General features: G+C 61.7%; 15 protein-coding genes, 1 tRNA gene and 3 rRNA genes. 9 read left to right on the top strand and 10 right to left on the bottom strand.

All coding sequences use genetic code 11. The annotated features are described in order from the left end of the window. Window positions 1-5: 5 nt before the first annotated feature. Together istB (MBR110_RS02190) and istA are read right to left on the bottom strand one after the other, a co-directional pair. Window positions 6-779, bottom strand: coding sequence for an IS21-like element ISBcen13 family helper ATPase IstB (gene istB / locus MBR110_RS02190; RefSeq protein WP_011881749.1), 774 nt, complete (start codon window positions 777-779; stop codon window positions 6-8). Next, a complete protein-coding gene (gene istA, locus MBR110_RS02185; RefSeq protein WP_041494180.1) occupies window positions 776-1,804 on the bottom strand; it encodes an IS21 family transposase in 1,029 nt (342 codons plus the stop codon). The genes istB (MBR110_RS02190) and istA overlap by 4 nt, the downstream gene beginning before the upstream one ends. Window positions 1,805-1,903: 99 nt before the next feature. Between istA and istB (MBR110_RS02180) the strand changes: the two genes are divergently transcribed. After that, window positions 1,904-2,701: an IS21-like element helper ATPase IstB gene (gene istB, locus MBR110_RS02180; protein WP_011875575.1), complete on the top strand. Its 798-nt coding sequence runs from the start codon at window positions 1,904-1,906 to the stop codon at window positions 2,699-2,701. Between the two features lie 154 nt (window positions 2,702-2,855). Here istB (MBR110_RS02180) and rrf read toward each other — a convergent pair. The 5 genes from rrf to MBR110_RS02155 form a co-directional block, all read right to left on the bottom strand. Continuing rightward, a 5S ribosomal RNA gene (gene rrf, locus MBR110_RS02175) occupies window positions 2,856-2,968 on the bottom strand. A gap of 154 nt (window positions 2,969-3,122) precedes the next feature. Continuing rightward, a 23S ribosomal RNA gene (locus MBR110_RS02170) occupies window positions 3,123-6,003 on the bottom strand. Window positions 6,004-6,451: 448 nt separating this feature from the next. Continuing rightward, window positions 6,452-7,984: ribosomal RNA gene (locus MBR110_RS02165) — 16S ribosomal RNA — on the bottom strand. The 16S, 23S and 5S rRNA genes sit together here, the layout of an rRNA operon. Window positions 7,985-8,385: 401 nt before the next feature. Next, a complete protein-coding gene (locus MBR110_RS02160) occupies window positions 8,386-8,919 on the bottom strand; it encodes a cytochrome b (protein ID WP_045578666.1) in 534 nt (177 codons plus the stop codon). Next, entirely contained in the window at window positions 8,916-10,004 is a 1,089-nt protein-coding gene (locus MBR110_RS02155) for a catalase family peroxidase (protein ID WP_059560725.1), read from the bottom strand. Before MBR110_RS02155 ends, MBR110_RS02160 begins: the two co-directional genes overlap by 4 nt. 156 nt (window positions 10,005-10,160) lie before the next feature. Between MBR110_RS02155 and MBR110_RS02150 the strand changes: the two genes are divergently transcribed. After that, window positions 10,161-10,679: a sigma-70 family RNA polymerase sigma factor gene (locus MBR110_RS02150; RefSeq protein WP_011882731.1), complete on the top strand. Its 519-nt coding sequence runs from the start codon at window positions 10,161-10,163 to the stop codon at window positions 10,677-10,679. Further along, entirely contained in the window at window positions 10,676-11,437 is a 762-nt protein-coding gene (locus MBR110_RS02145; protein WP_011882732.1) for an anti-sigma factor family protein, read from the top strand. Before MBR110_RS02150 ends, MBR110_RS02145 begins: the two co-directional genes overlap by 4 nt. Window positions 11,438-11,933: 496 nt before the next feature. Here MBR110_RS02145 and MBR110_RS02140 read toward each other — a convergent pair whose 3' ends face one another. Next, the gene (locus MBR110_RS02140; protein ID WP_043290588.1) at window positions 11,934-13,010 is read right to left on the bottom strand and encodes an Imm72 family immunity protein; all 1,077 of its coding nucleotides are present in this window, start codon (window positions 13,008-13,010) and stop codon (window positions 11,934-11,936) included. A gap of 875 nt (window positions 13,011-13,885) precedes the next feature. Between MBR110_RS02140 and MBR110_RS02135 the strand changes: the two genes are divergently transcribed. Continuing rightward, a tRNA-Val gene (locus MBR110_RS02135) sits at window positions 13,886-13,962 on the top strand. A gap of 173 nt (window positions 13,963-14,135) precedes the next feature. On the opposite strand, the gene MBR110_RS02130 is transcribed toward MBR110_RS02135, so the two are convergent. Together MBR110_RS02130 and MBR110_RS02125 are read right to left on the bottom strand one after the other, a co-directional pair. Continuing rightward, window positions 14,136-15,005 carry a sigma-70 family RNA polymerase sigma factor gene (locus MBR110_RS02130; RefSeq protein WP_181709150.1) on the bottom strand — a complete coding sequence of 290 codons (870 nt, stop codon included), beginning with the start codon at window positions 15,003-15,005 and terminating at the stop codon, window positions 14,136-14,138. Next, entirely contained in the window at window positions 15,005-15,481 is a 477-nt protein-coding gene (locus tag MBR110_RS02125) for a carboxymuconolactone decarboxylase family protein (protein WP_059606297.1), read from the bottom strand. The genes MBR110_RS02130 and MBR110_RS02125 overlap by 1 nt, the downstream gene beginning before the upstream one ends. A gap of 549 nt (window positions 15,482-16,030) precedes the next feature. Here MBR110_RS02125 and egtB point away from each other — a divergent pair. The 5 genes from egtB to MBR110_RS02100 all read left to right on the top strand — a co-directional run bounded on the left by egtB (window position 16,031) and on the right by MBR110_RS02100 (window position 19,684). Then, entirely contained in the window at window positions 16,031-17,260 is a 1,230-nt protein-coding gene (gene egtB, locus MBR110_RS02120) for an ergothioneine biosynthesis protein EgtB (RefSeq protein ID WP_045578660.1), read from the top strand. Next, window positions 17,244-18,257 carry an L-histidine N(alpha)-methyltransferase gene (gene egtD, locus MBR110_RS02115; RefSeq protein ID WP_045578659.1) on the top strand — a complete coding sequence of 338 codons (1,014 nt, stop codon included), beginning with the start codon at window positions 17,244-17,246 and terminating at the stop codon, window positions 18,255-18,257. The genes egtB and egtD overlap by 17 nt, the downstream gene beginning before the upstream one ends. 231 nt (window positions 18,258-18,488) lie before the next feature. After that, window positions 18,489-18,791 (top strand): hypothetical protein, encoded by a 303-nt coding sequence (locus tag MBR110_RS02110; RefSeq protein ID WP_011882740.1) that lies wholly within the window; start codon window positions 18,489-18,491, stop codon window positions 18,789-18,791. A gap of 56 nt (window positions 18,792-18,847) precedes the next feature. Next, a complete protein-coding gene (locus MBR110_RS02105) occupies window positions 18,848-19,102 on the top strand; it encodes a glycine zipper 2TM domain protein (RefSeq protein WP_045578658.1) in 255 nt (84 codons plus the stop codon). 198 nt (window positions 19,103-19,300) lie between these two features. Further along, the gene (locus tag MBR110_RS02100) at window positions 19,301-19,684 is read left to right on the top strand and encodes a hypothetical protein (RefSeq protein WP_034193012.1); all 384 of its coding nucleotides are present in this window, start codon (window positions 19,301-19,303) and stop codon (window positions 19,682-19,684) included. Window positions 19,685-19,897: the final 213 nt, after the last annotated feature.

The following is a 19,897-nucleotide window of genomic DNA, read 5'->3' as shown; positions in this document are numbered from 1 at the left end:
AGTCGTTACTTCTTCGATGTCGGGACGTGCCCGGCTTTGCGTTGCTGTTTCAGTCTGTAGCTGTCTCCTTTGATCTGGATGATGTGGGCATGGTGGAGGATGCGGTCGAGCATCGCTGCAGTGAGGGTGGTGTTGCCGCCGAAGGTTTCGTCCCACTGCGCAAACGGCAGGTTGCTGGTCAGGATCATCGAGCCACGCTCGTAGCGCTTGGCGACGATCTGGAAGAAGTGACTGGCCTGATCGCCCGAGAGCGGTAGATAGCCGATCTCATCGACGATGAGCAGCCTCGGGCCGAGAATGTTGTGCCGAAGAACGGCGTCGTATCGCTCCTGTCGGCGTGCAGCCTCGAGCTGTAACATCAGATCCGCCGCCGTGATGAACTTCGTCTTGATGCCGGCCTGCGTCGCTGCATATCCGATGGCGATCGCGAGGTGCGTCTTGCCCACGCCCGACGGACCAAGCAACACGGCGTTCTCGCCTCGCTCGATGAAGCGTAGCGTGGCAAGCTCGTCGATTGCCTCGCGCGGGACCCCGACGGCGAAGCTGTAGTCGTAGTCATCCAGTGTCTTGATGGCGGGAAACCCGGCCATGCGCACCAGTGTTTGCCGCGAACGAACTTGCCTCGTCTCTCGTTCGTGCGCGAGCGCGTTCTCGAGGAAGTCGAGGAAACTCCATTGCTTGGCCGCCGCGTCGCTGGCCAGAGCGACGTATCGGTGCATGAGTCCCTCGAGCTTCAGGCTTTGGCAGTGCCCGTCGATGCGTTCCTGCTGCAAGTTCATGCGCGCACCTCGGTCAGTAATTGCTGGTAGACGGACAACGGGTGCTGGATCGACATCGCGGGATCAACGCGCGGCCGAGCGACGGCGCGAGCCGGCAATCGGGGCAATGTGTAGCCAGGCATATCGAGCAAGCAAGCCCGTTCTCGTTGCTCCAACAGAATCGCGGGTGCCTGCCCGGTAACCGGATGCACGCGCTGGTTGGCCACGTCGCGCAGCCATTTACTCACCTCGACGTTCGCAGTCGCGGCATCGAGCATCAAGCCGGATTGTTTAAGCTGGCTTGCCAGCGGCACATAGAAATTGCCGCGCAGATAGCGGTGGAATCGCTCGACCTTGCCCTTGGTCTGCGCGCGGTACGGTTGGCACAATCTGGGCAGGAAGCCGTACCGCTTGGCCAGATCGAGCAGGCCGGCGTGCCAGCGATGTTGGCCGTCGCCATAAGCATCGCGTTCGACAACGATGGTCTTGGCGTTGTCGTAAAGGATCTCGCGAGGAATGCCACCCAAGGCTTCGAACAGCGCATGATGACAGGCAACCAGCGTCTCGGCGCGTTCATCGGTGGTGAAGTGTGCCCAGCGCCAACGACTGAAGCCGAGCGTGGCGGTGAAGGCGTAAAGCGGGTCGGTGCCTCGTCGGAAGACAACGAAATCGCACTGCATCTGCCGACCGGGCTCGGTCTCGAACCTTACGACTGGATCGGGCTTCGGCATGGGCTTATGCGTGTTCATGAAAGCCTGCAGGCTTCGCAGTTGGCCCTCGTAGCCGCGCGCCCGCAACTCGCGCAGCAGCGCCGGCGCTGCGATGATCTCCGGTGCTGCGGCCCTCATGCGCTCGATGATGTACGCCTCGAACGCTCCGAGCTTGGTTGGCCGCGGTTCACGCGGCTTGTAGCGCGGCACTTCCTCAGCCGACAGGTACCGCGCCACCGTGTTGCGAGAAATGCCCAGGCGCCGCGCGATCTCGCGCTCCGATACGCCTTGGGCTTTGAGCACATGGATTTGCATCCACTGTTCCTTCTGGAGCATCGCCAGCCTTTGCGCGCAAAAGGCTGACTGTACTGAAAGGTGGCTTAGATTTACTTCGCGCGAAGTGGCTCATTATTACTTTGCGCCCAACAGACCGTCATGTCTAACGACATCGCCGCCCAACTCAAGGGGCTCAAACTGCATGGCATGGCGAGCACCTGGCCAGAGCTGCTGGCGCAGTCGCGTCACACGGAGTTCGACCCGGAGCGCTTCATGAAGCAGCTGCTGATGGCTGAGACGGCGGAGCGACAGGTGCGCTCGATCGCCTATCAGATGACCGCCGCTCGCTTCCCGGCTCACCGCGACCTGAAGGGCTTCGACTTCGCGCAGGCGCACGTCGACGAAGCGCTGGTTCGAGAACTCAGTGACCTGTCGTTCCTCGCAAGCGCACACAACGTCGTGTTCATCGGTGGCCCCGGCACCGGCAAAACGCACCTCGCCTCAGCGATCGGAATTGAGGCCGTGCAGCGCCACGGCAAGCGCGTGCGCTACTTCTCGACCGTCGAGCTGACCAACGCACTGGAGCAGGAGAAGTCCATCGGCAAACAAGGCCAGATCGCCCATAAGCTGATGTACGTCGACCTGGTAATCCTCGACGAACTGGGCTACCTGCCGTTCAGCCAGACCGGTGGCGCATTGCTGTTCCACTTGCTCTCGAAGCTGTATGAACACACGAGTGTCGTGATCACCACCAACCTCAGCTTCGGCGAGTGGGCGACCGTGTTCGGGGACGCAAAGATGACGACGGCGCTGCTGGACCGCGTCACCCATCACTGCCACATCGTCGAAACGGGCAATGAATCCTGGCGCTTCAAGTCCAGTTCTGCCAAGGCGAAGGCAACCAGAAAGAGAGCAGCAAAAGCAGCAGGCAGTGAGGAGTTATCCACACCGGAATAGATGTACTACGCTGTCTCGGGGTGGGTCAGATTTAGATGAAAACGGTGGGTCAAGATTCGGTGGAAATCAACAGACGATCTTCGGCAGCCGGATTTTCGGAGGCCACAAATGCAAAAACCCCCGCCTGTTCGGGCGGGGGTTTCTGGCTTAGGGAGCCTGACGATTACCTACTTTCACACGGGAATCCGCACTATCATCGGCGTAGAGTCGTTTCACGGTCCTGTTCGGGATGGGAAGGGGTGGGACCGACTCGCTATGGTCATCAGGCAAAGAGGGTTGTTCTGCTGGCGCGGCCAACAGAACCAATCTGGGAAGAAGCAGTAATTTAGGTTGTGTGTATCACACACGAGAATCCAACATGTCGCTCTGGATCGCGGCCAGTGCTTTCGCACGGCGCCGATCTACAAGGCAGACTTGTTATAGGATCAAGCCTTACGGGCAATTAGTATCAGTTAGCTGAACGCATTACTGCGCTTACACACCTGACCTATCAACGTCCTGGTCTCGAACGACCCTTCAAGGGGATCTAGTCCCCAGGGATATCTCATCTTAAGGCGAGTTTCCCGCTTAGATGCTTTCAGCGGTTATCTCTTCCGAACATAGCTACCCGGCGATGCCACTGGCGTGACAACCGGTACACCAGAGGTTCGTCCACTCCGGTCCTCTCGTACTAGGAGCAGCCCCCTTCAAATATCCAACGCCCACGGCAGATAGGGACCAAACTGTCTCACGACGTTTTAAACCCAGCTCACGTACCTCTTTAAATGGCGAACAGCCATACCCTTGGGACCGGCTACAGCCCCAGGATGAGATGAGCCGACATCGAGGTGCCAAACACCGCCGTCGATATGAACTCTTGGGCGGTATCAGCCTGTTATCCCCAGAGTACCTTTTATCCGTTGAGCGATGGCCCTTCCATACAGAACCACCGGATCACTATGACCTGCTTTCGCACCTGCTCGACTTGTCGGTCTCGCAGTTAAGCACGCTTATGCCATTGCACTATCAGCACGATTTCCGACCGTACCTAGCGTACCTTCGTACTCCTCCGTTACGCTTTGGGAGGAGACCGCCCCAGTCAAACTGCCTACCATGCACTGTCCCCGACCCGGATCACGGGCCAAGGTTAGAACCTCAAACAAACCAGGGTGGTATTTCAAGGACGGCTCCACCGAAACTAGCGTTCCGGTTTCATAGCCTCCCACCTATCCTACACAGATCGGTTCAAAGTCCAATGCAAAGCTACAGTAAAGGTTCATGGGGTCTTTCCGTCTAGCCGCGGGTAGATTGCATCATCACAAACACTTCAACTTCGCTGAGTCTCGGGAGGAGACAGTGTGGCCATCGTTACGCCATTCGTGCAGGTCGGAACTTACCCGACAAGGAATTTCGCTACCTTAGGACCGTTATAGTTACGGCCGCCGTTTACCGGGACTTCAATCAAGAGCTTGCACCCCATCATTTAATCTTCCGGCACCGGGCAGGCGTCACACCCTATACGTCCACTTTCGTGTTTGCAGAGTGCTGTGTTTTTATTAAACAGTCGCAGCCACCAGTTTATTGCAACCCCTTCACCCTCCTGGCGCAGGCCAGTCAAGCTACAAGGGCGTACCTTATCCCGAAGTTACGGTACCAATTTGCCGAGTTCCTTCTCCCGAGTTCTCTCAAGCGCCTTAGAATACTCATCTCGCCCACCTGTGTCGGTTTGCGGTACGGTCATCGTTAGACTGAAGCTTAGAGGCTTTTCTTGGAACCACTTCCAATTGCTTCGCTCCCGAAGGAGCTCGCGCCACACCCTTGAATTACGCACCCGGATTTGCCTAAGTGCCTTCTCCAATGCAGCGACCGGGACTTCCAACACCCGGACAACCTTCCGCGATCCGTCCCCCCATCGCATCTAACAATGGTGCAGGAATATTGACCTGCTTCCCATCAGCTACGCATTTCTGCCTCGCCTTAGGGGCCGACTCACCCTACGCCGATGAACGTTGCGTAGGAAACCTTGGGCTTACGGCGAGGGGGCCTTTCACCCCCTTTATCGCTACTCATGTCAGCATTCGCACTTCCGATACCTCCAGCACCCTTTACAAGGCACCTTCGCAGGCTTACGGAACGCTCTCCTACCATGCGAGCAAAGCTCGCATCCGCAGCTTCGGTATATAGCTTAGCCCCGTTACATCTTCCGCGCAGGACGACTCGATCAGTGAGCTATTACGCTTTCTTTAAAGGGTGGCTGCTTCTAAGCCAACCTCCTGACTGTTTTAGCCTTCCCACTTCGTTTCCCACTTAGCTATATTTGGGGACCTTAGCTGGCGGTCTGGGTTGTTTCCCTCTTGACACCGGACGTTAGCACCCGATGTCTGTCTCCCGTGATTGCACTCTTCGGTATTCGGAGTTTGCTATGGCGGGGTAATCTGCAATAGACCCCCCAACCATGACAGTGCTCTACCCCGAAGGTGAGACACGAGGCACTACCTAAATAGTTTTCGGAGAGAACCAGCTATTTCCAGGTTTGTTTAGCCTTTCACCCCTATCCACAGCTCATCCCCTAACTTTTCAACGTTAGTGGGTTCGGACCTCCAGTACGTGTTACCGCACCTTCATCCTGGCCATGGATAGATCACCTGGTTTCGGGTCTACGCCCAGCAACTGAACGCCCTATTCGGACTCGCTTTCGCTACGCCTGCCCTATACGGTTAAGCTTGCTACTGAACGTAAGTCGCTGACCCATTATACAAAAGGTACGCCGTCACCCCTTACGAGGCTCCGACTGTTTGTATGCATGCGGTTTCAGGATCTATTTCACTCCCCTCCCGGGGTTCTTTTCGCCTTTCCCTCACGGTACTGGTTCACTATCGGTCGATCACGAGTATTTAGCCTTGGAGGATGGTCCCCCCATCTTCAGACAGGATTTCACGTGTCCCGCCCTACTTGTCGCACACCTAGTTCTTTCATACTGTTTTCGCCTACAGGGCTATCACCTGCTATGGCCGCACTTTCCAGAGCGTTCGGCTAACAATACAAATAAAGAGTGCAAGGCTCATCCCATTTCGCTCGCCACTACTTTGGGAATCTCGGTTGATTTCTTTTCCTGCGGTTACTTAGATGTTTCAGTTCACCGCGTTCGCTTCTCTGGACCTATGTATTCAGTCCAGGATGACCCAAAAGGGCCGGGTTTCCCCATTCGGACATCTACGGATCAAAGCTCGTTTGCCAGCTCCCCGTAGCTTTTCGCAGGCTACCGCGTCCTTCATCGCCTGTGATCGCCAAGGCATCCACCACATGCACTTGTTCGCTTGACCCTATAACGAGTCTGTCTCATGTCGGCCATCGTTAGCGCTTTAGCGCTTACGAGGGGCCCATCCCCGAAGGGGACGACAGTCGCTACAGGTTGAGTTCTCGCGTTGTGCCGTATTCCAATTTAAGTCGAACATAGAGTTCGAATCATCTTGAGATACATCGATACAATCACAACCCGGATAGCTTTCACGTCCATCTCAAGACGCTTCCGCTATCCAAATTACTTACTTCTTCCAGATTGTTAAAGAACGACAGCCGATACTTTCGTACCGCTCTGACTGGCTCAATCGCCAATGAGAAAGACTCGAACGAAACACCGTTCGAATATTTTTCATTGAAGATTATCGAAAGCGGCCGGTATTATAACCGATAAAACCGCTAACAGACAGTCTTTCTTTCTAAACCAACAGCCGATAAGCGTGGGCGCTCAATTTTGCGAGATAGCTCTGGAAAGGAGGTGATCCAGCCGCACCTTCCGATACGGCTACCTTGTTACGACTTCACCCCAGTCATGAATCCTACCGTGGTGACCGTCCTCCTTGCGGTTAGACTAGCCACTTCTGGTAAAACCCACTCCCATGGTGTGACGGGCGGTGTGTACAAGACCCGGGAACGTATTCACCGCGGCATGCTGATCCGCGATTACTAGCGATTCCAGCTTCATGCACTCGAGTTGCAGAGTGCAATCCGGACTACGATCGGTTTTCTGGGATTAGCTCCCCCTCGCGGGTTGGCAACCCTCTGTTCCGACCATTGTATGACGTGTGAAGCCCTACCCATAAGGGCCATGAGGACTTGACGTCATCCCCACCTTCCTCCGGTTTGTCACCGGCAGTCTCCTTAGAGTGCTCTTGCGTAGCAACTAAGGACAAGGGTTGCGCTCGTTGCGGGACTTAACCCAACATCTCACGACACGAGCTGACGACAGCCATGCAGCACCTGTGCGCCGGTTCTCTTTCGAGCACTCCCGAATCTCTTCAGGATTCCGACCATGTCAAGGGTAGGTAAGGTTTTTCGCGTTGCATCGAATTAATCCACATCATCCACCGCTTGTGCGGGTCCCCGTCAATTCCTTTGAGTTTTAATCTTGCGACCGTACTCCCCAGGCGGTCAACTTCACGCGTTAGCTACGTTACTAAGGAAATGAATCCCCAACAACTAGTTGACATCGTTTAGGGCGTGGACTACCAGGGTATCTAATCCTGTTTGCTCCCCACGCTTTCGTGCATGAGCGTCAGTATTGGCCCAGGGGGCTGCCTTCGCCATCGGTATTCCTCCACATCTCTACGCATTTCACTGCTACACGTGGAATTCTACCCCCCTCTGCCATACTCTAGCCTGCCAGTCACCAATGCAGTTCCCAGGTTGAGCCCGGGGATTTCACATCGGTCTTAGCAAACCGCCTGCGCACGCTTTACGCCCAGTAATTCCGATTAACGCTTGCACCCTACGTATTACCGCGGCTGCTGGCACGTAGTTAGCCGGTGCTTATTCTTCCGGTACCGTCATCCCCCGACTGTATTAGAGCCAAGGATTTCTTTCCGGACAAAAGTGCTTTACAACCCGAAGGCCTTCTTCACACACGCGGCATTGCTGGATCAGGCTTTCGCCCATTGTCCAAAATTCCCCACTGCTGCCTCCCGTAGGAGTCTGGGCCGTGTCTCAGTCCCAGTGTGGCTGGTCGTCCTCTCAGACCAGCTACTGATCGTCGCCTTGGTAGGCCTTTACCCCACCAACTAGCTAATCAGCCATCGGCCAACCCTATAGCGCGAGGCCCGAAGGTCCCCCGCTTTCATCCATAGATCGTATGCGGTATTAATCCGGCTTTCGCCGGGCTATCCCCCACTACAGGACATGTTCCGATGTATTACTCACCCGTTCGCCACTCGCCACCAGGTGCAAGCACCCGTGCTGCCGTTCGACTTGCATGTGTAAGGCATGCCGCCAGCGTTCAATCTGAGCCAGGATCAAACTCTTCAGTTTAAACCTGTTACTGTTTTCGGTTCCGTTAAGAACCGGTCGCTCACTCAAAGCTGACAGGTATATGAATCTCTTCATAAACCTGACTTACTTTAGTGTGAGACTCTTGATACTTTCGCTTTCTGACCCGAAGATCAGCTCGCTTCCATCAAGCGCCCACACTTATCGGCTGTTAATTTTTAAAGAACGTCGCGTTTCAAACGTCTCGTTTGTTTCGCGTCTCAATCAAGAGAGGCCGAATTATGGTTTTCCCCAGCATCGGCGTCAAGCACTTTTTGAAAATTTTTTGACAAGCGGTGCGGCGGGGTCCGTTGAGCAGCCTTCCGCAGCCGTCAAATCGAGACAGCGGCGGCGCCCTCGAGCGCCGCCGACAGCCCCGCCGCATCGCGCGCACCCCGCGCAAGTCAACGCCCGACCATCGCCCTCACCACCCCGTCGCGCCGGATCAGCCCGTGATAGAGCGCCGCCGCGAAGTGCGCGACGAACGTGACGAAGAACAGGTAAGCCAACACCCGATGCGCGACCCGCAGCCATGCGAAGGTCGCCGGATCCGCCGAGACCAGCGCCGGCAATTGCACCCCGCCGCCCAAGGTCACCGGGTATCCGCCCGCCGACAGCATCGCCCAGCCGATCAGCGGCATCGCGACCATCAGCGCATACAGCACGAGATGCGACCCGTGCGCGGCGAACTTCTGCCACCACGGCAGATCGTCCGGCAGCGCCGGCGCTTTCGTCGACAGCCGCACCGCGATGCGCACGCACACCAGCACCAGCACGGCGATCCCCAACGGCTTGTGCAACGCCACCAGGAAATCGTGTCGCCGCGAAATCGACGCCACCATCCCCACACCGACGAACAGCATCGTCACGATCATCGCGGCCATCACCCAATGCAGCAGCCTTGCCGGCAAGCCAAACGTCGTCGTTCCCTTCATCATCGTCCCTCCGCAGTCAATCGCGCGGCCCCGGCCACGCCGGCCTCTTCACTCGTGCGGCGCAGATACGAATCCGCATACGCGGCCGAGCGCGCCGCCAGCAACGGATCGCCCGACACCTGAATCCCGCGCGGCAGCACCGTCGGGTCGTAGTTCACGTCGCGGCACGGGCCGCTGTCCTGCGGCTCGACGCGATCGAGCACCAGCGTGCCCGCGTCGATCGTCGTTCGCTGCGCGGGCCAGGTTTTCGTCGCGTCGTCCACCGGATCGCCGGGGTCGGCCAAGGTGACGAGCAGCTTCCACTTCTGCGCACCGCCAGCGATGCGGCGCGTGACGTCCTGCTGCAGCACGTTCGGATCGGCCGCCGTCGCGACGTCCGCGGCGCCGGCCGTCTGCTCGGGCACGACGCGCCATCTCACCGCGTGCCGCTGGCCGGCGGCGTCGACGAAGTAGAACGCGTTCAGCCCGTAATAGCTTTCGGTGACGTAGCTCGCGCTCGGCTTCGCACCCTTCACCCATGCGCGGAAGGCGGCCGTCTCCGGATGCGCGGCGAAGAACGCCTTCACCTTCGCCGGATCGGGCTTGCCCGTCGCCGGGTCGGGCGCGGTCGCGAGCAGCTGCTCGTAGAACGCCTTCGGCGTCGCGACCGGGAACACCGGCATCGCGTTCATCCCGGTGCGCCATTGCTCGCCGTCCGGCGCGGTCAGCTTCAGCGCGAGGCTGCGGATCGGCACGCTGCTGTCCGGCGCATACGGATTGCCGCCCGGCAGCGCGAACCGGCCGACCACCGGCGTGCGCACGGGCTTGAAGAACGGCGCCACCGAATACGCACTCGCGGCGCCGCTGCCTTCGAAGTAGCCGGTCACGCACACGCCCTTCGCGTGATTGCGCCGGAAGCCCGGATGGACGCCGCCGCCGGCCGTCTGCAGCGCGTCGACGAGCCGATGCGGCGTCAGCCGCGCCGGCGCGAGCCACCCGCCGACATAGCCGAACGCCACCACCACGCCGGCCGCCGCGCCGCCGATCACGGCCCAGCGCCACCATCCGCGCCCAGGCTCGCGCGGCGGCGAAGAAGAAGATTGCTTCATGGATGCACTCCCGATCGTCTGATCATTGTCGAACGGGAATAGGACGCCGCCCGCGTCGCTTTATTCCACGAAACAATTTTTCGTATGCTGATGGAATAAGCGGTGCCGGGCGGCGTCTTACCCGGCATCTCCACGCCTTTCGGCTCGCCCCCGGCCATGCCTTCAAACGCCCCCGACGACGACGCGTTGCGCGAACTCATCCCCAGGCTGCGACGCTTCGCGCTGTGGTTGGCGCGCGACGTCCACGCAGCCGACGATCTCGTTCAGTCGACGCTCGAGCGCGCGTTGTCGCGCTGGGCGAGCCGCCGCGACGACGCATCGCTGCGCAGCTGGCTCTTCACGATCCTTTACCGCCAGTTTCTCGACGGCAAGCGCAGCGCGAAGCGCTACGCGTGGCTGCTCGGCCGCATCCGCGACGATGAAGACGCGCACTGGCCGTCCGCCGAACGCGAATTCGCCGCGCGCGCGACGCTCGAAGCGTTCGGCCGGCTCTCCGACGAGCAACGCAGCCTGCTGCTGCTCGTCGCGGTCGAAGGCTTCACGTATCGGGAAGTCGCCGACCTGCTCGAGGTGCCGATCGGCACCGTGATGTCGCGCCTGTCGCGCGCGCGGCAGGCGCTGCGCCAGCTCAGCGACGGCGAGCTTCCCGCTCCTTCTCTCCGGTTGATGAAATGAACGACCTCCGCCCCGACGAACACGATCTCCAGGCCTATGTCGACGGCCAGCTCGACGACGATGCGCGCGCCGCGGTCGAGCGATATCTCGCGCTGCATCCGGAGAGCGCCGAGCAGGTGAAGCAGTGGCAGCAGGATGCGCAGCGGTTGCGGGCAGCGCTCGAAAGCGTGCGGATGCCCACCGGGAATCCCGAGCTCGATCCGGCCGCGATTCGTTCGCGCCGCGCCGAACGCTCACGGATGCGGTTCGCGATGGCCGCTTCGTTCGTGTTCTGCATCGGGCTCGGCACCTTCGGCGGCTGGCAGGCGCGCGGGTGGAACGCGCCGCCGCCCGTCGCGCCGATGAGCGATGCGGTCGAGGCTTACCGGATGATGGTGGTCGATCAGGTCGCGAAGGTGGATTTCCGGCCGACGAGTGCGAAGGATCTGCATGGGTGGCTCACCAAACGCGTCGGCGCATCGGCGAAGCTGCCGGACTTGAGTGCCGCGGGGTTCAAGCCGATCGGCGCGCGGTTGTTCATGACGGACAGCGGCGCCGCGGCCGCGATGGTGCTCTATGAGGACGATGCCGGGCGGACGCTGAGCTTCTATCTGCGGCCGGCGGAAGCGAAAAATCGGCTGCTGCCCGCGGGGCAGCGCGTGGACGGCGCGTTGATGGCGCGGTATGGGTCGGTGAACGGGCTCAACTATGCGGTGGTCGGGCCGGCGAGCAATCTCGGTGAGCAAGCCGTTGCGAGGGCGTTGGATCAGCAGATTTGAGGGGGGTAATGTCGGCGGGCCGGCTGGTGGAGCTCGGCCAGCGCTCAAAGCGCTCATGTGAGACGTTCAGATCCACAGCGTTGGGAGTCGCTTTTGTGGCGGTTGTCCACACAGAGCGTCTCGTCGCAGTGCGTTCGCAGATCGGCGTGTCCTGCGCGGCTCCGGTGTCATGCGGTTTGGCGTCTTCTGCACGCGGGATATCAACATCGGTCTCGGCAACTCTGCATGCAGCCTCTCGTCGAACCGCCCATCTTCGGGTTACACAGCGTTTCGAGTGACTTTGGACGGCGATATCCACACAGCTTTCACTGAGCCGGCATAGCGGATCTCGGTTCGGCTGCGCTCGCGGTGTTCGCATGCGCGTCAGTGCTTCGAACTCGTGCTTTTTGTCGACGGGCACAGCGTTTCCGATTGTGTTACGTGCCGGTTGTCCACACTTAGAAGCCAAGCGCTACGGCAGCACGGGCGGCATTTGCGCGCCCTTGCCGTCTGCGCACTACGCGCGTTTCACCAGACGCCACGTCACCCAGTGCACCTTGAGCTCCCCCAGATTGTCCCGGACCAGCATGTCGGGCATCGCCGCCCCGGCTTCGACGCGCAGCACCTTGCCGCCGTATTCGTCCGTCTGCCAATCGCCGGTCACCGGGCAGATATCGCTGGTGCGGACCTGCGCGACGGGGTCGCGGTCCGACGCCGGCGCTGAAGGCGGATCGAGGAAGTACTCCGATTCGTCGGGGACGATGCCGTCCGCGTATCGCTTGTCTTCCCACAACAGCCGCCAGTGCGTCTTGACGGGCGTTCGCGTCTCGTCATCCCTGAGGTTCGGCGCGCGGATGTCGCGAATGAAATAGTTGAAGCAGCCGTTGTTGTGCAAGCTGCGATTGCCGACCGGCACAACGCCCAGCAACTTCGATCGCCTGACGGTAACGGGCTCCCAGATGCCGTCGCAAGGCACTTTGTGCCCGGATTTGATCACGGGGCCGACGGGTTCCGGAACCTCCGGCAGGTTCGCCGGAAATACCGGATATGGAAGCGTGTAGAAGGTGTTGTCGTATGCACCGGGAGACAGCAGCAGTCCGACCGAGCGCAGTTGTGCGAGATCGTTGTTCAAACTCGACGGCTCCAACGGAGCGTTCTCCATCTGGTATTCCGATGCATGCAGAAGTTTGGCCAGCGCATCGATCTTTGGCGGGTAAGCGGCGAATTGCGCACCACGCTCCCAGTAATCCTGGTGGGGGAAAAAATATGCATTCAAATAGTTATACCGATCAATCGCGTATTCCAGCGGCTCGCCACACTGCCACACGAATCGATACCCGCGGGCTAGTTCGGTCAAGCCTCGATCGTAAGAAGCGAGAATTTCGAAGATGGTTGGCAAATGATCTGCGTGCACGCGCTCCGGATCGTCTTCGGGCCAAGTCTTTACCGCGTTCTCGTACTCGTTCGCGAAAATCGCAAAGGCTTCGCGCTTGCGCTTCCAGAGCGAGAAGCTGGTCAGTCGTTGAAGCAGCCAGAAAATTCTGCGCCGGGTCGCATCGTCGGCCATGTCGTATTGCTTGATCGTCTTCGTCATCGTTGAACTTCGTACCACGCTTCCAATTCGCGTCGTGGGACTCACGTTGCTGTCGCTCATCTTTGTATGGGTCTCTTCATTCTCGAGCCAACGACGCCTCCATGCAGCGGCTTGCACAGCCGGCCGGCGAGCTGCACAGCGCTTCGAACTGGTTTGCTTCCGGTTAACCAAACGTGATGGAGAGCCGCATCACCGGCACGAGCGTTTCCTGTGCAGACCACTCCCCAGGACGCTTCGCCTGCCGCGCCGCTTCCGAGCTACGCGGCTTTACCAGGCAGCACATCACCCAATGCAGCTTGAGCTCGCCAAGCTAGCTCCGGCCCCACGCTATCAAACAATTGATCTGTGCGTCCCATCCAGACCTTGGCCCCGCTCACAGCGCCCAAATTGGGTTCTCCCTCCACCGCACGCAGTGCACATCCACTCCGAATCACAGTCTCCGGACTGTGCTTATCCAAAGGTGTTAACAGGATTCGTATACATACGTAGTGATAGTTAACAAGCGCACGGCCTCACAGTGGATAACCTCCTTAACCCCCTGAATCCAAAGCCCGAACCGCAACGCATAACCCGCCGCAAAGCAGACGCAAATCTCTGTGCAGCACAGAACAACTTTTCGTCGATTCACAGCCGCACCGACGTATCCCCAATCGTTCCACTGTGAATCCAGAGGCTTCCGAGCCGGTTATCCAGAGGGCGATGTGGATAACGTCACAGCGCACCGACACGTTTTGCTGTGACGTGACGACACGAGCGCAACGCCCCGACTTCGCCGCCCCGACACCGACTGCCAGCCGCCCCGCACACCGATTCAAAAAATTTTCACGAAGGGGCTTGTGCTGTCTGAAAACCCTCTCTATAATTCGCGGCTTCTTAGGCTCGTAGCTCAGTTGGTTAGAGCACCACCTTGACATGGTGGGGGTCGTTGGTTCGAATCCAATCGAGCCTACCAACGAATAAATGAAGGGGTCCGGCAGCACGCATTGCCTACAGGCAGTCGGCTCGCCAAACATACGAACGCCACGCGGCAACATCGCGTGGCGTTTTTCTTTTTGCGGTCGAAATCACGCATACGCGTGCGCTGCAAGCAGCCAAGCGGGCGCACGAATCGCCCGCCGCGCGCCTTCAATGCAGATGCTTCAGCTTGTCCGGATTGCGCACGACATAGATCGCGACGATCTTTCCGTCGTCGACCTCGAGCGCCGTGGTCTGCAACTCGCCGTCGGCCTCCAGCGTGACGAAGCCCGGCAAGCCGTTGATGAACCCGGCCCGCACGAGCTTCGATGCATGCGTCGCGAACAGCCGCGCGAGAAACGCGTGCACCTTCATCACGCGGTCGAACCCGAACACCGGCTTGCCCGCGGCCGAGCGCTTGCCGCCGCCGTCCGAATGCAGGCTCACGTCCTCGGCGAGCAGCGCGCCGAGTGCCCGCATGTCGCCGCTGCGCGACGCCGCGAAGAACGCCTCCGCCAACTCGATTCCGCGCTGCTTCTCGACATGAAAACGCGGCCGCGCGTCGCGCACGTGCGCGCGCGCCCGCGCAGCAAGCTGGCGGCACGCAGCCGGCTCGCGCTGGATCGTCGTCGCGATCTCGTCGAACTCGAGACCGAACACGTCGTGCAACAGAAACGCCGCGCGCTCCAGCGGCGACAGCCGTTCGAGCGCGAGCAGCAGCGGCAGCGTCACATCCTCCTGCACGTCTTCGTCGACGATCGGCTCGGGCAGCCACGGGCCGATATAGGTCTCGCGCTGATGCCGCGCGGACTTCAGCTGATCGATGCACATGCGCGTCACCATCCGGCGCAGGAACGCCTCGGGCACGCGCACGTCGTCGCGATCGACGTCCATCCAGCGGATGAACGCGTCCTGCACGACGTCCTCGGCATCGGCGACGGAGCCGAGCATCCGGTACGCGACGCGGATCAACGTACGGCGCAGCGGATCGAAGCTCGCCGCTGCGTCGTCACCGCCCGCGGACGGATCGACGTTCGTCATCAGGCCACCAGGCTCGCGGCGGCAGCCTTCGCTTCGGCCGGATCGACCCACAAGCCGAAGCCGACGGCGAGCCTGTTCCAGCCGTTGATCACGTTGATCATCAGCGTGAGTTTCACCTGTTCCTCCTGGCTGAATTGATCGACCAGCGCCGCATACGCGGCTGCGCGCGCATCGTGGCCTTCCGACAGCCGCGTCAGCGCATCGGTCCAGCCGAGCGCGGCGCGTTCGCGATCGGTGTAGCAGGGCGCCTCGCGCCACGCAGCCAGCAGATTGATGCGCTGCTCGGTCTCGCCGCGCGCGCGCGCTTCGACCGTGTGCATGTTAAGGCAGTTCGCGCACGCGTTGATCTGCGACGCGCGGATCTTGACGAGCTCGATCAGCGTCGGCTCGAGGCTCCCGGCAGCGGCGACCGATACGGTCATCCAGCTCTTCATCAGCGCGGGCGCGGCGGCAAACGGATTGAGTTTCGTTGTCATGGTTGCTTCTCCTTTCGGGTGGATTCAGACGACATGACGAGCGACACCTGCCGCGTGTGACATCGACGCGAAAAAAATTTCAACGAACGGAAGCGGCGGGGCAATGCAGCGCGATTGCAGGTCATGTGCGACGAGCGTCCGATCAGAAGCGCAGCGCGCCCGGTATCGCGCGCATGGAGACGCCGCAGCGTCATCGCAGCTTTCACTCGCTCAGGGCGCTTGTCACCAGATGTCGGCAGAATCGACGCTCGGGCATGCGAATTGCGGGCGCGTTGCGACACATTGCGCTACCCGCATTCGACCGCCCGCCGCCCATCCGAGCTTCGTGGAACCCATGCTTTCATTCCTCTTTCGCTATCGTTTCACCCGAAATCCGATTCGCGACGGTCACATTTCTGGCCCATACTGTTCTGCACGGGCAGACGAAGTGACGCAGAATCTACCGCCCGACGACGCAGCAACGAAGGTCGCACGTCAGCCGCGCGCATCCGAGCGCAACGCTGTCCTTTTCCCGGCAACGCAGCGAATCGCGACGTGGACGGTAAACCGATGAGCCTCCTTGCATCCCAGCTTCAGCGCCGTTACCAGGAAGTGCGCGCCCATAGCCTCGCGTTGACCGCGACGCTGTCGGCCGAAGACCAGGCCGTGCAGTCGATGCCCGACGCGAGCCCGGTGAAGTGGCACCTCGCGCATACCACCTGGTTCTTCGAAACCGTCGTGCTGATGCGCCGCGTGCCCGGCTACGCGCCGTTCGACGACGCGTTCCAGTTTCTGTTCAACTCGTATTACGAAGCGCTCGGCCCGCGTCATCCGCGGCCGCAGCGCGGGCTGCTCACGCGTCCGTCGCTCGAGCGCGTGCATGCGTACCGGCAGCATGTCGACGCAGCGCTGCAGCACGCACTCGACGCTGCGGATCCCGCCTTGCTGGCCGCGATCGCACCCGAGGTCGAGCTGGGCCTGCATCACGAGCAGCAGCATCAGGAGCTGATCGTCACCGACATGCTGCACGCGTTCTCGTGCAACCCGCTCAAGCCTGCGTTCCGGCCGCGCGACGGCGCGCACGCGCAAGCGGCGCTCGCCGCGGGCGACGCCGGCGCGCTGCGCTGGCTGCGTCAGCCGGGCGGCCTCGTCCAGATCGGCCACGACGGCGACGCGTTCTCGTTCGACAACGAGCGGCCGCGCCATACGGCGCTCGTGCAGCCGTGCGAGATCGCGAACCGCCTCGTGACGAATGCCGAATTCGCGGCCTTCATCGCGGACGGCGGCTACACGCGCGCCGAACTCTGGTTGTCCGACGGCTGGGCGACCGTGCAGCGCGAAGGGTGGTGCGCGCCGGCATACTGGATCGCCGACGATGACCGCACCGCGAAAACCGTACGCGAATGGCGCGCGTTCGGCCTGCATGGCGTCGAACCGCTCGCGCCCGATGCGCCGGTGTGCCACGTGAGCTTCTACGAGGCGGCCGCGTACGCGGAATGGGCCGGCGCACGCCTGCCGACCGAATTCGAATGGGAAGCCGCGTTTGGCGTGGACGGCGTGCGCGAGATGCTCGGCCACGTGTGGCAGTGGACGCGTTCGTCGTACGAGCCGTATCCGGGCTTTCGGCCGCTGGCCGGCGTCGCGGCCGAATACAACGGCAAGTTCATGGTCGGCCAGCAGGTCCTGCGCGGCAGCAGCATCGCGACGCCGCCGGGCCACGCGCGGCCGACGTACCGCAATTTCTTTCCGCCGGCCGCGCGCTGGCAATTCACGGGAGTGCGACTTGCGCGAGACGTCTGACCTGACGGCCACGAGCGGTGGCCAGCAACCCGCCCGCGAGGCGCGGCCGAGCGCGTTCGAGCGCGACCTGATCGACGGGCTGTCGCGCACGCCGCGCAGCATTCCGCCGAAGTACTTCTACGATGCGGCCGGCTCCGCGCTGTTCGACCGCATTTGCGAGCTGCCGGAGTACTACCCGACGCGCACCGAGCTCGGCATCCTGCGCGACCGCGCGGCCGAGATCGTGCAGCGCGTCGGCCCGCATGCCGACATCGTCGAATTCGGCGCGGGCTCGCTCGAGAAGATTCGCGTGCTGCTCGACGCCTGCGCGAACAACTATGCGAACGCGCCGGCGCGCTACGTGCCGATCGACATCTCGGCCGACTATCTGCACGGCGCGGCCGCGCGCCTGCGCGCCGCGTATCCATGGCTCGACGTCGCGCCGCTCGCCGCGGACTACACGAAGGCCGAGCAACTGGCCGAGCTCACGAACACGCCGCGGCGACGCATCGGCTTTTTCCCCGGCTCGACGATCGGCAACTTCTCGCCGGAAGAAGCCGATGCGTTCCTGCGCGACGCCGCACGGCTGCTGCGCGGCGGCGGCCTGCTGGTCGGCGCCGATCTGGTGAAGGACGAGTGCACGCTGCATCGTGCGTACAACGACGCGCAGGGCGTCACCGCGCAGTTCAACCTCAACCTGCTGGTGCGCGCGAACGCGGAGCTCGGCGCGGATTTCGACGTCGACGCCTTCTCGCATTGCGCGTTCTACGATCGCGAGCGGCAGCGCATCGAGATGCATCTCGTCAGCGATGTCGCGCAGACGGTGCACGTGCGCGGCCACGCGTTCTGCTTCGAGGCCGGCGAGCGCGTCCACACGGAGAACTCGCACAAGTTCACGATCGACGGCTTCCATGCGATCGCGCGGCGCGCGGGCTTCGAGCCCGACACCGTGTGGACCGACGCCGACGAGCTGTTCAGCGTGCACTGGCTGCGCAGCGTCGACGATATCCGCGCGTAGCGGCCGGGCACGCCGCACCGGCCGCCTTGCGGCAATAATTTCCGTCTCCGTCGATTCGATGCGCCGTCGCAACGGCGTGTCGAATCGCGCGTCTCCTTGCGCAGCAAGGCTTCACGGGCGCCGTAATCGCCCGTTACCGGTCTCGCAGACCGGTTTCACCTGTGTCGGCCCGCGCTGCCTAGACTCCGAACCGTAGTCACATCACGCACGATACGTGCAGGGAGTCGCGAAATGAGCAAGAAACTTATTCTCGGTGCAGTTCTCGGTGTAGCGGCGCTCGCAGCGTCGGGCGTCGCGTCGGCGCACGTCGACCTGTCGGTCGGGATCGGCGTGCCGGGCGTCTACGCGGCGCCGGCGCCCGTCTACGTCGCACCGCCGCCGCCGGTGATGTACGCGCCGGTGGGCTATCGCGACGACGACTGGCGTGCGCGCGCGTGGCGCGAACATGAATGGCGCCGCCGCGAATGGCGAGAACACGAGTGGCGCGAGCGCGGCTGGCGCGACGGCGGCGGCTGGCGCGGCCGCTGGGACTGAGCGCCGCGACACGCACACGACAACATTGATCGCATCGACACGAGGAGCGTGATCGCATGAACCCCATTCGATACATCGGAACGTTGACGGCCGCCGCGGCTGTTGCGCTCACAACGATCGGTAGCGCGCAGGCTGCCGGCTGCATCAAGGGCGCGGCGGTGGGCGGCGTTGCCGGCCACTACGTCGGGCACCATGCGGTGGTAGGCGCGGTCGGCGGCTGTCTCGTCGGCCGCCATTTGGCGAAGAAGCACGAGCAGGAGCAGGCGGCGCAGCGCAAGGCGGCCGCGGCCGCATCGCAGACGGCGCAGTGAACCACGACGACCGGCGGCGCCGCGACACCGTCGCCGCCGGTCGCCGCCGGTCGCTGTCGTTGTCGCACGCCGGTGGGCCGGAAATTGATCGGACGAATGCGTGCACACGCCGCGTTACGATCATTTACAACGTCGCGCCGCGCGAAAACCGCGCGTTCGTAGAATGCAGTCATCCGAACGCGCTTCAGGGAGAAAACGATGAAAACTCAACGATATCTGTCCGTGCTGGCAGCGGCGCTGCTCGCACTCGGGGCCGCCGGCGCACAGGCGGCTGCTGGCGGCAATGGCGGTGGTGGTGGCGGCGGCCATGGCGCAGGCGGGATGGGCGGGATGGGCGGCAACGCGGGCGGGATGTCCGGCAGCCACATGAGCGGCGACGCGCTGAGCAATTCGAACGGCTTCCGCTCGGGCGACCGCGACAAGGGCCTCGCACGCGCGGCCGATCGCTCCGACACGATCGCCGACCGCGCCGGCGTGCAGCCCGGCCACGGTCACGCGCATACGCACGGCCATACCGCGCATGCGACGACGGCGACCTCGACGCATCACGGGCATCGCAACGCGCTCGGCCGCACGCTGTAAGCGTGCCCGTGCGGACGGAACAAGCGCGCTTCGGCGCGCTTTTTTCATGGGCGCGCGCGGCATCGCAGGCCGGTCGTTGCTCGCCGTCTCGACCCTGATTTGCAACCAGCCGTAACGGCGCGTGAGAACGCGTCGGAATACGAACCGCTTTCCCGCGGACGACGGACGGATCGTTCGTATCGAAGGAGGGAAGCGCGTCCCCCCAAATGAAAA

It is taken from the genome of Burkholderia sp. MBR-1 (assembly GCF_013822785.1).
Taxonomy (GTDB): domain Bacteria; phylum Pseudomonadota; class Gammaproteobacteria; order Burkholderiales; family Burkholderiaceae; genus Burkholderia; species Burkholderia vietnamiensis.
This window is presented reverse-complemented; position numbering and strand designations above follow the sequence as displayed.

What these genes read in the sequence shown, in the direction of transcription:
- MBR110_RS02125 (WP_059606297.1), bottom strand. Translation starts at nt 15,481, where the DNA reads ATGACAACGAAACTCAATCCGTTTGCCGCCGCGCCCGCGCTGATGAAG.
- MBR110_RS02155 (WP_059560725.1), bottom strand. Translation starts at nt 10,004, where the DNA reads ATGAAGCAATCTTCTTCTTCGCCGCCGCGCGAGCCTGGGCGCGGATGG.
- istB (WP_011875575.1), top strand. Translation starts at nt 1,904, where the DNA reads ATGTCTAACGACATCGCCGCCCAACTCAAGGGGCTCAAACTGCATGGC.
- istA (WP_041494180.1), bottom strand. Translation starts at nt 1,804, where the DNA reads ATGCTCCAGAAGGAACAGTGGATGCAAATCCATGTGCTCAAAGCCCAA.
- MBR110_RS02105 (WP_045578658.1), top strand. Translation starts at nt 18,848, where the DNA reads ATGAACCCCATTCGATACATCGGAACGTTGACGGCCGCCGCGGCTGTT.
- MBR110_RS02145 (WP_011882732.1), top strand. Translation starts at nt 10,676, where the DNA reads ATGAACGACCTCCGCCCCGACGAACACGATCTCCAGGCCTATGTCGAC.
- MBR110_RS02110 (WP_011882740.1), top strand. Translation starts at nt 18,489, where the DNA reads ATGAGCAAGAAACTTATTCTCGGTGCAGTTCTCGGTGTAGCGGCGCTC.
- MBR110_RS02140 (WP_043290588.1), bottom strand. Translation starts at nt 13,010, where the DNA reads ATGACGAAGACGATCAAGCAATACGACATGGCCGACGATGCGACCCGG.
- MBR110_RS02160 (WP_045578666.1), bottom strand. Translation starts at nt 8,919, where the DNA reads ATGATGAAGGGAACGACGACGTTTGGCTTGCCGGCAAGGCTGCTGCAT.
- MBR110_RS02130 (WP_181709150.1), bottom strand. Translation starts at nt 15,005, where the DNA reads ATGACGAACGTCGATCCGTCCGCGGGCGGTGACGACGCAGCGGCGAGC.
- MBR110_RS02150 (WP_011882731.1), top strand. Translation starts at nt 10,161, where the DNA reads ATGCCTTCAAACGCCCCCGACGACGACGCGTTGCGCGAACTCATCCCC.
- istB (WP_011881749.1), bottom strand. Translation starts at nt 779, where the DNA reads ATGAACTTGCAGCAGGAACGCATCGACGGGCACTGCCAAAGCCTGAAG.
- egtB (WP_045578660.1), top strand. Translation starts at nt 16,031, where the DNA reads ATGAGCCTCCTTGCATCCCAGCTTCAGCGCCGTTACCAGGAAGTGCGC.
- MBR110_RS02100 (WP_034193012.1), top strand. Translation starts at nt 19,301, where the DNA reads ATGAAAACTCAACGATATCTGTCCGTGCTGGCAGCGGCGCTGCTCGCA.